At 63.9% G+C, this 12,489-nt stretch carries 11 protein-coding genes; 2 read left to right on the forward strand and 9 right to left on the reverse strand.

The features are described 5' to 3' along the window. Positions 1-11: 11 nt before the first annotated feature. The 6 genes from NTD80_RS22720 to NTD80_RS22745 all read right to left on the reverse strand — a co-directional run bounded on the left by NTD80_RS22720 (position 12) and on the right by NTD80_RS22745 (position 7,769). Complete coding sequence (locus tag NTD80_RS22720; RefSeq protein ID WP_262135089.1) at positions 12-3,104, reverse strand: error-prone DNA polymerase; 3,093 nt, start codon at positions 3,102-3,104, stop codon at positions 12-14. Then, positions 3,080-4,492 carry a Y-family DNA polymerase gene (locus NTD80_RS22725; RefSeq protein WP_065907694.1) on the reverse strand — a complete coding sequence of 471 codons (1,413 nt, stop codon included), beginning with the start codon at positions 4,490-4,492 and terminating at the stop codon, positions 3,080-3,082. The genes NTD80_RS22720 and NTD80_RS22725 overlap by 25 nt, the downstream gene beginning before the upstream one ends. Positions 4,493-4,499: 7 nt before the next feature. After that, positions 4,500-5,114, reverse strand: a complete 615-nt coding sequence (imuA, locus tag NTD80_RS22730) for a translesion DNA synthesis-associated protein ImuA (protein ID WP_065907693.1) — start codon at positions 5,112-5,114, stop codon at positions 4,500-4,502. Continuing rightward, entirely contained in the window at positions 5,114-5,731 is a 618-nt protein-coding gene (gene lexA / locus NTD80_RS22735) for a transcriptional repressor LexA (protein WP_213554380.1), read from the reverse strand. The genes imuA and lexA overlap by 1 nt, the downstream gene beginning before the upstream one ends. A 572-nt stretch (positions 5,732-6,303) precedes the next feature. Continuing rightward, entirely contained in the window at positions 6,304-6,891 is a 588-nt protein-coding gene (locus tag NTD80_RS22740) for an NUDIX domain-containing protein (RefSeq protein WP_262135131.1), read from the reverse strand. Positions 6,892-6,923: 32 nt separating this feature from the next. Then, positions 6,924-7,769 carry an SDR family NAD(P)-dependent oxidoreductase gene (locus NTD80_RS22745; RefSeq protein WP_262135090.1) on the reverse strand — a complete coding sequence of 282 codons (846 nt, stop codon included), beginning with the start codon at positions 7,767-7,769 and terminating at the stop codon, positions 6,924-6,926. A 162-nt stretch (positions 7,770-7,931) separates the two neighbouring features. Between NTD80_RS22745 and NTD80_RS22750 the strand changes: the two genes are divergently transcribed. Further along, complete coding sequence (locus NTD80_RS22750) at positions 7,932-8,858, forward strand: alpha/beta hydrolase (protein ID WP_262135091.1); 927 nt, start codon at positions 7,932-7,934, stop codon at positions 8,856-8,858. 192 nt (positions 8,859-9,050) lie between these two features. Here NTD80_RS22750 and NTD80_RS22755 read toward each other — a convergent pair whose 3' ends face one another. Beyond that, a complete protein-coding gene (locus NTD80_RS22755) occupies positions 9,051-10,211 on the reverse strand; it encodes an alpha-hydroxy acid oxidase (protein ID WP_065907689.1) in 1,161 nt (386 codons plus the stop codon). 121 nt (positions 10,212-10,332) lie between these two features. Here NTD80_RS22755 and NTD80_RS22760 point away from each other — a divergent pair, with 121 nt between their 5' ends. Beyond that, entirely contained in the window at positions 10,333-11,118 is a 786-nt protein-coding gene (locus NTD80_RS22760) for a DeoR/GlpR family DNA-binding transcription regulator (RefSeq protein WP_065907687.1), read from the forward strand. A 599-nt stretch (positions 11,119-11,717) separates the two neighbouring features. Here NTD80_RS22760 and NTD80_RS22765 read toward each other — a convergent pair. Then, positions 11,718-12,149, reverse strand: coding sequence for a DNA methylase (locus tag NTD80_RS22765; protein WP_106803554.1), 432 nt, complete (start codon positions 12,147-12,149; stop codon positions 11,718-11,720). A gap of 2 nt (positions 12,150-12,151) precedes the next feature. Beyond that, positions 12,152-12,376 carry a hypothetical protein gene (locus tag NTD80_RS22770; RefSeq protein ID WP_201145013.1) on the reverse strand — a complete coding sequence of 75 codons (225 nt, stop codon included), beginning with the start codon at positions 12,374-12,376 and terminating at the stop codon, positions 12,152-12,154. Positions 12,377-12,489: the final 113 nt, after the last annotated feature.

Raw genomic sequence — 12,489 nt, forward strand, 5'->3', positions numbered from 1 at the left:
GCAACTCCCCCTCAGTGAAAATCCCGGCTCCGCACCGTGATCCCCTCCAGCAGCGGCGTCAGGTCGGTCAGGCGCCCGGCAATCAGGTGCCGGACTTCGCCCACCGCTTCCCAGCGCCCGTCCACCTTGAGCAGCCGCGAGCCGACCAGGGCCTGGCGCTGGCGCTCGGCCAGGTCGCGCCAGACCACCACATTGAGGTTGCCGAACTCATCTTCCAGGGTGACGAATGTGACGCCACTGGCGGTGCCAGGACGCTGGCGACCGGTGACCAGCCCGGCGATGCTGACGTTGCGTCCATGCTCCACCGCAAGCAATTCCTGCGAGCTGCGACAGCGTCGTCTACGCAGCTCCGCGCGCAGCAGCGCCAAGGGATGCGGGCCGAGAGTCGTGCCGACGGTGGCGTAATCGGCGTGCAGGTCCTCGCCCACCGTGGGTGCTGGCAGCTCCACCTGCGCCTCGTCGGGGCTCGGCAAACCGGCGAACAACCCCAACTGTTTATGCACCCCGGCCACGTCCCAGCGCGCCTTGTGCCGGTTGCCGGCCAGGGCGCGCAAGGCCCCGGAATCCGCCAGCAAGGCCTGGGCGCGGGGATCCAGCCCGGCGCGATCGTCCAGGTCGGCGATGTCACTGAAGGCCCGACGCTGGCGCGCCGCCTCGATGCGCCGCGCATCCTCTTCGCGAAACCCCGAGATCATGCGCAAGCCCAGGCGAATCGCCGGCTGTTCGCCGTCGCTCGGCTCCAGGCTGCAATCCCAGTCACTGGCCAGCACGTCCACCGCACGGACCTGCAAGCGATGGCGTCGCGCGTCCTGCAGGATCTGGTCCGGGCTGTAGAAACCCATCGGCCAGCTGTTGATCAGCGCGCAGGCGAAGGCCGCCGGCTCATGGCATTTGAGCCAGCAACTGGCGTAGGTCAGCAAGGCAAAACTGGCCGCATGGGACTCGGGAAAGCCATAGCTGCCAAAGCCCTTGATCTGCTCGAAAATCTGCGCGGCAAACGCCTCGCTGTAGCCATTCTTGAGCATGCCGGTACGCAGGCGCTGCTGATGCGGTTCCAGGCCGCCGTGGCGTTTCCAGGCGGCCATCGAACGGCGTAGCTGGTCGGCCTCGCCGGGGCCGTAGTCGGCGGCGACCATGGCAATCTGCATCACCTGCTCCTGGAACAACGGGATGCCCAGGGTGCGTTTGAGCACCGCTTCCAGCTGCGGCGACGGGTAGGTTTCCGGCTCTTCCTTGTTTCGCCGCCGCAGGTACGGATGCACCATACCGCCCTGGATCGGCCCCGGTCGCACAATCGCGACTTCGATCACCAGGTCATAAAAGGTCTTTGGCTTGAGCCTTGGCAACATCGACATCTGCGCCCGCGACTCGATCTGGAACACGCCGATGGTGTCGGCCTTGCTGATCATCGCGTAGGTGGCCGGGTCTTCCTTGGGGATCGTCGCCAGGGCCAGGTCGCGATTGCGATGACGGCGCAGCAGATCGAAACAGCGGCGGATCGCGCTGAGCATGCCCAGCGCCAGGATATCCACCTTGAGCAGGCCGACGGCGTCGAGGTCGTCCTTGTCCCACTGGATGATGGTGCGCTCGGCCATGGCGGCGTTTTCCACCGGTACCAGGGTGTCCAGCGGGTACTCGGAAATCACGAAGCCGCCAGGGTGCTGGGACAAGTGCCGGGGGAAGCCGATCAGTTGCTGCGTGAGGGTGAGCACGCGGCGCAGGATCGGGCTGTGCGGGTCGAAACCACCTTCGCGCAGGCGCTCCAGTGGCGGCGCGTCATCGCTCCAGCGCCCGCAGCATTCGGCCAGGGCGTTGATCTGGTCCGGCGGCAAGCCCAGGGCCTTGGCCACATCGCGCACCGCGCCGGCCGCGTGGTAACTGCTGACCACCGCCGTCAGCGCCGCGCGAGTGCGACCGTAGCGCTGGAACACGTACTGCAGCACTTCTTCGCGGCGTTCGTGTTCGAAGTCGACGTCGATGTCCGGCGGCTCGTTGCGCTCCTTGGACAGGAAACGCTCGAACAGCATGTCGGTCAGGCTCGGGTCGATCTCGGTGATGCCCAGGGCAAAACACACCGCCGAGTTGGCCGCCGAGCCCCGGCCCTGGCACAGGATCGAACGGCTGCGGGCGAAGCGCACGATATCGTGCACCGTGAGGAAGTAACTTTCGTAGCCCAGGTCGCTGATCAATTGCAGCTCGTGATTGATCTGCTGCAAGGTCTTGGCGTCCACCCCGTGCGGCCAGCGCTGGGCGATGCCTTCTTCGGTCACGCTGCGCAACCAGGACCTGGCGTCATGGCCCTCGGGCACCAGCTCGCGCGGGTAGTGATAGCGCAGCTGGCTCAAGTCAAAGGTGCAGCGGCGCGCGATGTTCAGGGTTTCATCGCGCAGCGCTGGCGGGTACAGCGCGGCCAGGGCATCGAGGCTGCGCAAATGCCGCTCGCCGTTAGGGTGCAGGCGCGTGCCGGCTTCGGCCACCGGCACGTGATGGCGGATGGCGGTCATGGTGTCCTGCAGGGCGCGGCGACCGCGCGCATGCATGTGCACATCGCCGCAGGCCACTGCCGGGATCTGCAGGCTGGCAGCCAGTTGCAGGCGTTGCTCCAGGTGGCGTGCATCGTCCTGGCCGCAGTGCAGGTGCACCGCCAGCCACAGGCGCTCGGCAAAGGTGCGGCGCAGCCATTGGACCGAGGCCTGGGTGTCCTGGTCGTCGGCGACCCACAGCGCCAGCAGGCCGGGCAGCGGTTGTTCGAAGTCTTCCAGCAGAAGTCGGTACTGGCCCTTTTCGGCCCGGCGCCGCGCCAGGGTAATCAGCCGGCACAGGTGCTGGTAGCCGCTGAGGTCTTCCACCAGCAACACCAGTTTCGGGCCGTTCTCGATGCGCATCTCGCTGCCGATGATCAGCGGCAACTCCACCGCCTTGGCCGCCTGCCAGGCGCGCACGATGCCCGACAAGGTGCACTCGTCGGTAATCGCCAGGGCGCTGTAGCCCTCGCGCTTGGCCCGCTCGAACAACTCCAGCGCACTGGAGGCACCGCGCTGGAAGCTGAAGTTGGACAGGCAATGCAGCTCGGCGTAACTCATGCGAACCAGCCTTGCAGCCACAACCCATCGCTTTGTCCCACGGTGCGATAGGCCCAGCCTTGCTGGCCGGCACGGGTCTGGATCAGGTAGTAATCGCGGCGAATATCGGCGCCATCCCACCAGCCGGACTCGATGCGTTCCGGGCCCATCAGGATGTGCACCGCCTGCTCAGCCAGCAACGTCGGTTCGTTGAGCAGCCAGCCCGGGCGTTGCACCTTGCTCAAGGTCGGGCATGCGCGACTGTCAGCCGCTGCTTGCCAGGCGCACTCGGGGCGATGATCGGCGTGAAAACGCAGGCCTTGCACCGCGTCATCCCCCAGGCGCGCACGCAAGCGTTCGCGCAGTTGCTCCCACGGCAAGGTCTGCTGCGGACGGTCATCGAACAGGTCCTGGCGTTGCGGGACGAAGACCGGCAAATCCTGGGCCACCAGGCGAAAACCGCGCACCGGTGACGTCACTTGCACTTGCTCCAGGCGCCCGCGGGCCAGCTCGAAGAGCATCGCCGGCTCGCGCTCGGCACTCAGCAGGCCGACCTTGATCACACTGTCGGGCGCCTGGGCATGTTCCAGGTGCAGGTCGAAGCGCTGCACGCCACTGTCGCGGCCGCAAAGGAAGGCGGACAGGTCGCCGGTCAAGCGGCGCAATGGAAATAGCAAGGCCTGGTGGGATTGCACGTCGAAATTCAACTCGATGCGCACATCGAACTGGTCCGGCGGCTGATAGAACGCCAGCGCCAAGGGCCGCTGCCCGCTCAACGCATCCAGGTGCTTGAGCAGGCTGGCGTCAAAGCGCCGCGCCAGGGTATGCCGGGGCAGCGCCTGCACCTGGGCCAGGCTGCGCAGGCCCATGCGCGACAAGGCGGTGGCCGCCGCAGGGTCGAAGCCGGCGCGGTCGATGGGCAGCGGCGCCAGGGCCTGCATCAACCCCTCATCGTTGACGGCCAGGCCATCGTAGATATTCGCCAGCACCCGCGCCGCCGCCGGGTTGGGCGCAGCGACGATACGGTGGCGAAAACCCAGCTCGGTCAGTTCCGTGCGCAAGCGTGCCTCGAACTGCGCCCACGGCCCGAACAGCCCCAGGCTCGACTCGATCTCGAACAGCAAGGCGCGTGGGTAATACACACTGACCTGGGAGCTGAAGCGGTAGGCCCAGGCGGCGAGGAACTGTTGCCAGCGTTCTATTTCAGCCGGGTCGTATTCGGCGCAGGTGAAGGTCTTGGCCAGCGCATGCGCGGCCGTCAGGGATTGGCCCGGGCGCAGGCCCAAGGCGCGCGCAGCGTCATTGACGGTCTGCAGCACGCGACGCTGCGGCGTGCCGGCCAGCAGCGCCAGCGGTTGATCCGGTTCGGGATACAGGCGCTGCACCCCGTCCAGCGCCAATTGCGGGAAGACAATACACACCCAGCGCATGGCAACCTCAGTGCCCCGCCAGTGCAATCGGTGCCGGGTGGGCCAGGCCGCCCCGGCATTTGAGCACCCGCACCTGCGCCGGCCTGGCTTCGACGACCAGGCGCAAGGCGGCGGGCGAGGCGTTGACCGCCTCACTCAAGGCACGCCAGGCAAATGCCAGGGTCTGCCCGGTTTCCGCCGCCACCTGCAAGCGGCGCAGCGCGCGATCATCTGCCTTGCGCGGCCAGCACAGCACCGCGCCGCAACTGCCGGAGCGCAGGCATTGCTCCACGGCCCACAGGGCATCGCGTTCCTCGGCCTGGATCACCGAGAGCTGACGCAAATCCACTCCGGCGTTCTGCCAGGCATGCGGATACGGCGTGTAGGGCGGCGCCACCAGCACAATGCGCTCGCCCGCCGCCGACAGCCGCGCCAGGGTCGGCAGCACCAGCTGCAGCTCGCCCACACCTTCCTTGGCCATGAGGATTTCGCTCAAGGCCGACTCCGGCCAGCCGCCCGTCGGCAACACCGCATCCAACGCCGCCAGCCCGGTGGGCTGCACGCTGGCCGGAGGCGCGGCAGGTCGGCCCTTCCAGACACGGCCGCCATTGAACAGCGTATCCAACGCAACCACGGCGCCCATCAGCCTTGCCTCACCAGGCCGCAAAACACCCCTTCGATGGCCAGGTCCTGATCGGGCCCGACCACGATAGGTTGATACGCAGGATTGCGCGGCAGCAAGCGCACATGCTCGCCGTGACGTTCGAAGCGCTTGATGGTGACTTCGCCGTCCAGGCGCGCCACCACAATCTGCCCATTCAAGGCCTCGGCACTGCGCCGTACGCCCACCAGGTCACCGTCGAGAATGCCATCCTCGATCATCGAGTCGCCCTGCACCCGCAACAGATAGTCCGGGGTTTTCGCGAAGGTGGCGGGGTCGAGTTGCAGGCGGCTGTGCACGTCGGCATCGGCACCGATGGGCGAGCCCGCGGCGACTCGACCGAGGACCGGAATGTCCAGCCACTCGGGGCGTGCCGGTTGGTTGAGCAGGCGAATACCACGGGCCTGGTTGGGGTTGACCTCGATAAAACCGGCTTCGGTCAGGGCCAGCACGTGTTTACGCGCCACGCTGCGAGAGGCGAAGCCAAACGCCTCGGCGATCTCGGCGAGGCTCGGAGGCTGGCCTTGCTGCGCGATACGGTCGCGGATAAAGGTCAGGATGGCGGTACGGCGGGGAGTGAGAGTCGTCATGGAGTACATTTGTACTCCTGTGGGAATTTTCTGACAATAGCCGCCAGTCTGAAGGTGGGATTGTTCGAGAAGGCGCCGGATCAGTCACCCACTCCAGCGACTGACCCACCGCTTTCGCGGGCAAGCCCGCTCCCACAGTTTTGATTGCTGTTTGGGCTGAAATCTGGGGTGCTGCACCGGCATTTGAGCAGGCGACACAACCCGACTCTAACCTTGGAATACACCCCAAATGTGGGAGCGGGCTTGCTCGCGAATTCGCCAGACCAGCCACCTTCTCCAGCAACTGACCCACCGCTTTCGCGAGCAAGCCCGCTCCCACAGTTTTGATCGCTGTTCGGGCTGGGATTCGGGGGGCTGCACCGGCATTTGAGCGGACGGCACAACCCGATTCCAACCTTGGAATACACCCCAAATGTGGGAGCGGGCTTGCCCGCGAAGGCGCCAGACCAGCCACCCTCTCCAGCAACTGACCCACCGCTTTCGCGAGCAAGCCCGCTCCCACAGTTTCAACCGAGTTCGACAGGCAACACCGAACAATTCCACGACCGCCATGTTACTGAAGAAGTGGAAAGCTCACCGCCTCACCAGCCCTCTTTCAACATCCGCAACTCCAGGTGCTGCAGTAGCAGGATGGTCTTCCCATCCACAATCTCCCCGGCCTGCACCATCGCCAGCGCCTGTTCGAATACCAGCTCTAACACTTCGATATCCTCGCCCTCTTCTTCCAGCCCGCCGCCATCCCCCATCCGGTCACCCGGCTGATATTCGCCGATAAAGAAGTGAATCCGCTCAGTCACCGACCCTGGGCTCATGAACGCCGCATAGACCTTCTCCACCTGCCCCACGCGGTAGCCGGTCTCTTCCTCCGCTTCCAGCCGAATGCGCTCCTCGGGGCTGGCATTGTCCAGCAGCCCGGCCGCCGTCTCGATCAAGTAGCCGGGGTAATCGTTGACGAACGTCGGCATGCGGAACTGGCGAATCAGCAGCACCGTGCGCTGTTCGCGGTTGTACAGCAGGATCGTCGCGCCATTGCCCCGGTCATACACCTCACGGGTCTGGGCCTGCCAGCTGCCATCACGGCGACGCAGGTCGAAGCTGTATTTCTTCAGGATGTACCAGTTGTCCGAAAGGGTCTCTTCGGCCGTGATGCGAACGGGGCTGTTGTCCATGGTCAGGTCTTTGCTCAAGGGAGTCATCGGGTTCACGCCTGTTTGATGCGAGGCCACGCGGCGGCGACAGCTTCGGCGCTGTCCGCCTTGATCCGGGCGAGATTGCGCGGGTACTCCACGCCGGGGTTTTCAGTGAAGCGCGTGGCAGTGAATTGGCCATTGCTGGCACGCAGGATGTAGCCCGTGTCCTCGCACTGCGCGGAGGCCAGGAAGACCACGCCCGGCGTCACCCACTCCGGCTTGAGTTCGTCAGGCTCCTCGGTGACACCCCACATGCGCGTCTTGGCCACCGGCGAAATCGCGTTGACGCGGATCCCGGCCTCGGCGCCCTCATGGCTCAACGCGTTCATGATCCCCAGTTGCGCCATCTTGCCGGCGCTGTAGGCCACCAGGCCGGTCTGCTCGTACTGCGCATACATCGCGCGGTCGGACGTGGTGAGGATGATGCGCGGCGCGGCGGATCGCAGCAGGTGTGGCCACGCGTGCTTGCACAGCCACAGCGGCGCGTAGAGGTTGATGTCCATGGCGCGCTGCAGGAACGCGGCATCCAGGTCGGCAATGTTCTGGTAACCGACCCAACCGGCATTGTGGATGAGGATATCGAGCTGCCCGAACGCCTCGATGGCCGAGGCGATCAGTTGCCGGCTGCCTTCTTCGGTGGACAGGTCACCCGCGTGACCGATCACCTGCAAGCCTTCGGCCTGCAAGGTCCTGGCCGCCGCCTCGACCACCGTGACGTCGTTGCCGGCGCCTACCGGGTCGGCACCAATGTCGCTGATCACCACCCGCGCCCCGCCTAAGGCCAGCGCCCGTGCATAACTGAGCCCCAACCCGCGGGCGCCGCCGGTGACAATCGCGGTTTTGCCTGTGAAATCCATGTGCTTGCTCTCCTGTGTAGCCGCCCACCCTACCAACCGGTGCAGGGGTAATTCAATGCTGTAACACTTTGCAAGCAATCGCCGTGGACGGCTGTCGAATTAATTCCTGCCTGCGCGGGCCATCTGGTAAAACCCGTGCTTCACCTTTGTCCTGGAACCTTCATGTCTTCTCGTTTTCTGTCTCGCCTGGGCCTGCGCTGGTTTCCCCTGCTGTGCATGGCGCTGCTGATCGTCGGCCTGCCGGTGGGGTGCGCCGTGCTGCAACACAAGGAGCGCGAGCTGGTGTTTCGCATAGAGCCGGGGACTGCCAGCTGGTACAGCGGTTTGCCCAAGGCAGTGCAGGAGTTCGAACTCAAACCCGCCAGTTTCAAGTCCGGGCAGAACATCCATGGTTGGTGGTACCCGGCGGCCAAGGCCGACGCGCCGGCGATCCTCTACCTGCACGGCGTACGCTGGAACCTGACCGGGCAGCTGTTTCGCATTGAGCAGTTGCACGCCCTCGGCTATTCGGTGCTGGCCATCGACTATCGCGGGTTTGGCCAAAGCCACGGCGAGCTGCCATCGGAAACCACCGTGTACGAAGATGCCCGTATCGCGTGGGAACGTTTCCAGGTGCTGCAACCGGACCCCAGCAAACGCCTGATCTACGGACATTCCCTGGGCGGCGCGGTGGCCATCGACCTGGCCACCGAACTGGGCAAGCAAACGCCGTTGCCGGTGCGCGGGCTGGTGATTGAATCGACCTTCACCTCCCTGGCGGATGTGGCCACGGCGGTGGCGAATACCTCGTTGCCGGTACGCTGGCTGCTGTCGCAGAAGTTCGATTCCATCGACAAGATCGCCGCTATCCATATGCCCCTGCTGGTGGTCCACGGGCTGGCCGATCAATACGTGCCGCCGCGTTTCAGCCAGCAGTTGTTCGAAGCCGCCCAGGAACCCAAACGGCTGTTGCTGGTGCCCGGCGCCACGCACAACAACAGCATGAGCCTGGCCGGTCGCAATTATGGCCAGGCTCTCGACAGCCTGATGCAAGCGAAGATGCCGCCGCAGGTTGTCACCCACTCCACAGCGCGCAACGGCGACTCATAAAAGCGCTTTTCGGCACTGGGTTCGCGCTTGCGTGTCAAGCGCAAACCCTGCCCATACTGGCCCGCGTCGAAAGTTGATCAAATATTAACCGAGGGTTAAATCACCAACCCTGCCGGGCCTTCGCAAAGTTATCCACAGAGATACCCACGGTTTTCGTGGACAACTCTTTTTATTTTTTTACGATTTTTTTGCTCAGTAAACGTTTTCGGGAAATGTACCGGGCAACAAAATCTCGCGATTCACATCGCGTATATCGTTATAGCCGCACAACGCCATCGACACGTCCAGCTCACGCGCAATGATCTGGAGTGCCTTGGTCACGCCCGCCTCGCCCATCGCGCCCAGGCCATACAAGTGCGGGCGACCGATCATGGTGCCCTTGGCGCCCAATGCCATCGCCTTGAGCACGTCCTGGCCGGAGCGAATGCCGCCGTCGAGCCACACTTCGATGCGCTCGCCTACCGCGTCGACAATCGCCGGCAACTGGCTGATGCTCGACGGCGCACCGTCCAGCTGACGGCCACCGTGGTTGCTCACCACCAGTGCATCGGCACCGGAATTCGCCGCCAGGCGCGCATCCTCCACATCGAGGATGCCCTTGATGATCAGCTTGCCGCCCCAGCACTTCTTGATCCACTCCACATCGTCCCAGCTCAGGCGCGGGTCGAATTGCTGGGCGGTCCACGACGACAACGAACTCATGTCCGCCACACCCTTCACATGCCCGACAATATTGCCGAAGCCGCGCCGCTGGGTGCCGAGCATGCCCATTACCCAGCGCGGTTTGGTCGCCATGTTGAGGATATTCGGCAGGGTCAGCTTGGGCGGCGCCGACAGTCCGTTGATCAAATCCTTGTGGCGTTGGCCGAGGATCTGCAGGTCCAGGGTCAGCACCAGCGCATCCACGCCAGCGGCCTTGGCGCGCTCGATCAATTGCTCGACAAACGCGCGATCACGCATCACATACAGTTGGAACCAGAATGGCTGGCCGACGTGTTCGGCGATATCTTCCAGCGAGCAGATGCTCATGGTCGACAAGGTGTAGCGCAGGCCAAACGCGGCGGCGGCGCGAGCGGTGAGAATCTCGCCATCGGCATGCTGCATACCGGCCAGGCCGGTGGGTGCGAGGGCGACCGGCATGGCCATGTCCTGGCCGATCATGCGGGCGCGGATCGAGCGCTCATCAATATTGCGCGCGACCCGCTGGCGGAATTTGATCCGCGCAAAATCGCTTTCATTCGCCCGGTAGGTGCTCTCAGTCCAGGAGCCGGAATCGGCGTAATCGTAGAACATCCGTGGGACACGTTTTTGCGCCAGCTTGCGTAAATCTTCGATGGTTGTAATCAACGACATCTAGGTCACCTCTCCCTGAACTGAACACAGAGAGTAACCGCCCATCGGCTGCGCAACCAGCCATTGTGTTTACATCGGCAGAAGACTAATCTCGCATAAACCCGCAGAAAAGCGCAAAAACATGCACACCACTCATCAAGCCATTGACCTGCCTTCGTTGCGCAAACAAAAGATCCTGTTGCTGCTCGAGCGCGATGGCAAAGTCACCGCCGCCGACCTGGTGGAGCATTTCGCCGTGTCCCAGGACACCATCCGCCGCGACCTCGGCGAACTCGCGGCTGCTGGCCTTCTGCAACGCGTGCACGGTGGCGCCCTGCCCCGTCCCAAGGACACCGGCAAGGACTTCTTCACCCGGGTCGGCGAGACCAACGACGCCAAGCGTCACCTTGCTCACCGGGCCGCCAACCTGGTGGAAGACGGCCAGATCGTGTTGTTCGATTCCGGCTCCACCACACTGCAGATTGCCCAGTCGTTGCCGCGCTCGATCCGCCTGACCGTAGTCACGCCGTCGCCGATGATCGCCATCGCGCTGGCCGATCATCCCGAAGTGAAGGTGATCCTGGCCGGTGGCCAACTCAACCCGGCGACCTTGTCCACCACGGGCCAGGACGCCGTACGCCTGATCCAGAGCGTCAAGGCCGACCTGCTGTTCACCGGCGTATGCGCACTGCATCCACAGGTGGGTATCAGCTCGCTGCATTTTGATGAAGTGGCGGTCAAACAAGCCCTGCTCGACAGCGCCTCGCACGTGGTCGCGGTGACCATGGCCGACAAGCTCGGTGCGGTGGAGCCGTTTGTGGTGGGGCCGTGTGAGCGTATCCACACATTGATCACCGAGTGGCACGTGCCGAGCGTCGAAGCGTACCAACGGTTAGGCCTGGAAGTGCTGCAGGTGGAGGTCGAGTGACCTGTGGCGAACAGCTTTTGGGGGTGAGCGGGTTTGCCAACAAAGATCGCTCGCCGCGAAAACTCATAGGCCGCGAAGTGCTGAAGAGGTAACAATCGAGGCCCCCTTGTGGTGAGCGGGCTTGCCCCGCGTTGGGCTGCGCAGCAGCCCCAAAACCTGCAACCGCGTTTTACCTGAAAGAATGCGCTGGCTGGGTCAGGGCCGCTTCGCGCCCCAACGCGGGGCAAGCCCGCTCACCACAAAAAGCGGGCCTTCCACAACTAATTTGCTTGCCACTAGAGCGGGCTTGCCACAATCAAACTGCTTGCCAACACAGGTCGCTCGCCGCGAAAACTCATAGGCCGCGAAGTGCTGAGGAGGTAACAATCGAGGCCCCTTGTGGTGAGCGGGCTTGCCCCGCGTTGGGCTGCGCAGCAGTCCCAAAACCTGCAACTGCGTTTTACCTGAAAGAAATGCGCTGGCTGGATCAGGGCCGCTTCGCGCCCCAACGCGGGGCAAGCCCGCTCACCACAAAAAGCCGGCTTGCCACAAAAAAGTCACCACAAAAAGGCCGCAGCACATCTGTCACAGCAGCCCCATGCTGCAATTAAAAAGCAGGGTCAAAACAGCACCGCAGCCGCATCGCGCATGAAAATCTCAATGGTCTTGGGCCCCACGCCGTCAAATTCCCCCAGGCGTTTTTCGAACGCCTGGCGGTCTTTGCTGGCACTGCGCATGTGGGTGATCTTGCCAGCGTATTCGGCGTTGAGCTTGGCACTGAGGTCGAGCAGGCGCTGCGCGGTGCTCTCGTCATAACGCACGTAATGCGCACGCCCGAGCATCGAGACCAGCTCACGCGATGTGCAGTGCTGCAACTTGCGAGGCGTGTCGCGGCCCTGCTCTTCGACGATCACCTTATAGGCCTGTGCCGCGATGGGCGCCTGGATGCGCTTGCCCATCAGGAAACTGGCGACAAACCATTTGAACAAGCTGGCGTCATCCGCAGGCTTGAGATCAATCCCCAGTTCCGACGCGGAAATTGCCTTGGCCATTTTCAGTGGCCCAGCTTGCGCTCGGCCTTGGCGGCCTGCTCGTTGATCGCATCGGTCTGACGCTCGGTGTCCTTGATCGAGGTCGGCGTGAGCACCTTATCGACGGTTTCAGTCTTGGGATTCGGGCGCTCCAGCGTCTCGCCCTTGGCGGCGGTGCCAGCACCTTTCTGCGCCTGTTCGGAGCTGATGGGTTCAGGGGTTTTATCGGCGGTCTTGTGATCGGTCACGGTGTCTCTCCTGGCAGTTGAAGGCGTGCAAGAAAATCGCACGCACCTGTGCAGCAGAGGCCAACGGATTTCGATAGTTCAAGGAATTTGCCGGCCATGCCCGCTGGTGAGAA

The sequence above is a fragment of the Pseudomonas sp. 13B_2.1_Bac1 genome (assembly GCF_025466155.1).
Taxonomy (GTDB): Bacteria; Pseudomonadota; Gammaproteobacteria; order Pseudomonadales; family Pseudomonadaceae; genus Aquipseudomonas; species Aquipseudomonas aylmerensis.

Excerpts from the sequence above, each read along its gene's own strand:
- NTD80_RS22725 (WP_065907694.1), bottom strand. The coding sequence starts at position 4,492 with ATGCGCTGGGTGTGTATTGTCTTCCCGCAATTGGCGCTGGACGGGGTG.
- imuA (WP_065907693.1), bottom strand. The coding sequence starts at position 5,114 with ATGGGCGCCGTGGTTGCGTTGGATACGCTGTTCAATGGCGGCCGTGTC.
- lexA (WP_213554380.1), bottom strand. The coding sequence starts at position 5,731 with ATGTACTCCATGACGACTCTCACTCCCCGCCGTACCGCCATCCTGACC.
- NTD80_RS22740 (WP_262135131.1), bottom strand. The coding sequence starts at position 6,891 with ATGGACAACAGCCCCGTTCGCATCACGGCCGAAGAGACCCTTTCGGAC.
- NTD80_RS22745 (WP_262135090.1), bottom strand. The coding sequence starts at position 7,769 with ATGGATTTCACAGGCAAAACCGCGATTGTCACCGGCGGCGCCCGCGGG.
- NTD80_RS22750 (WP_262135091.1), top strand. The coding sequence starts at position 7,932 with ATGTCTTCTCGTTTTCTGTCTCGCCTGGGCCTGCGCTGGTTTCCCCTG.
- NTD80_RS22755 (WP_065907689.1), bottom strand. The coding sequence starts at position 10,211 with ATGTCGTTGATTACAACCATCGAAGATTTACGCAAGCTGGCGCAAAAA.
- NTD80_RS22760 (WP_065907687.1), top strand. The coding sequence starts at position 10,333 with ATGCACACCACTCATCAAGCCATTGACCTGCCTTCGTTGCGCAAACAA.
- NTD80_RS22765 (WP_106803554.1), bottom strand. The coding sequence starts at position 12,149 with ATGGCCAAGGCAATTTCCGCGTCGGAACTGGGGATTGATCTCAAGCCT.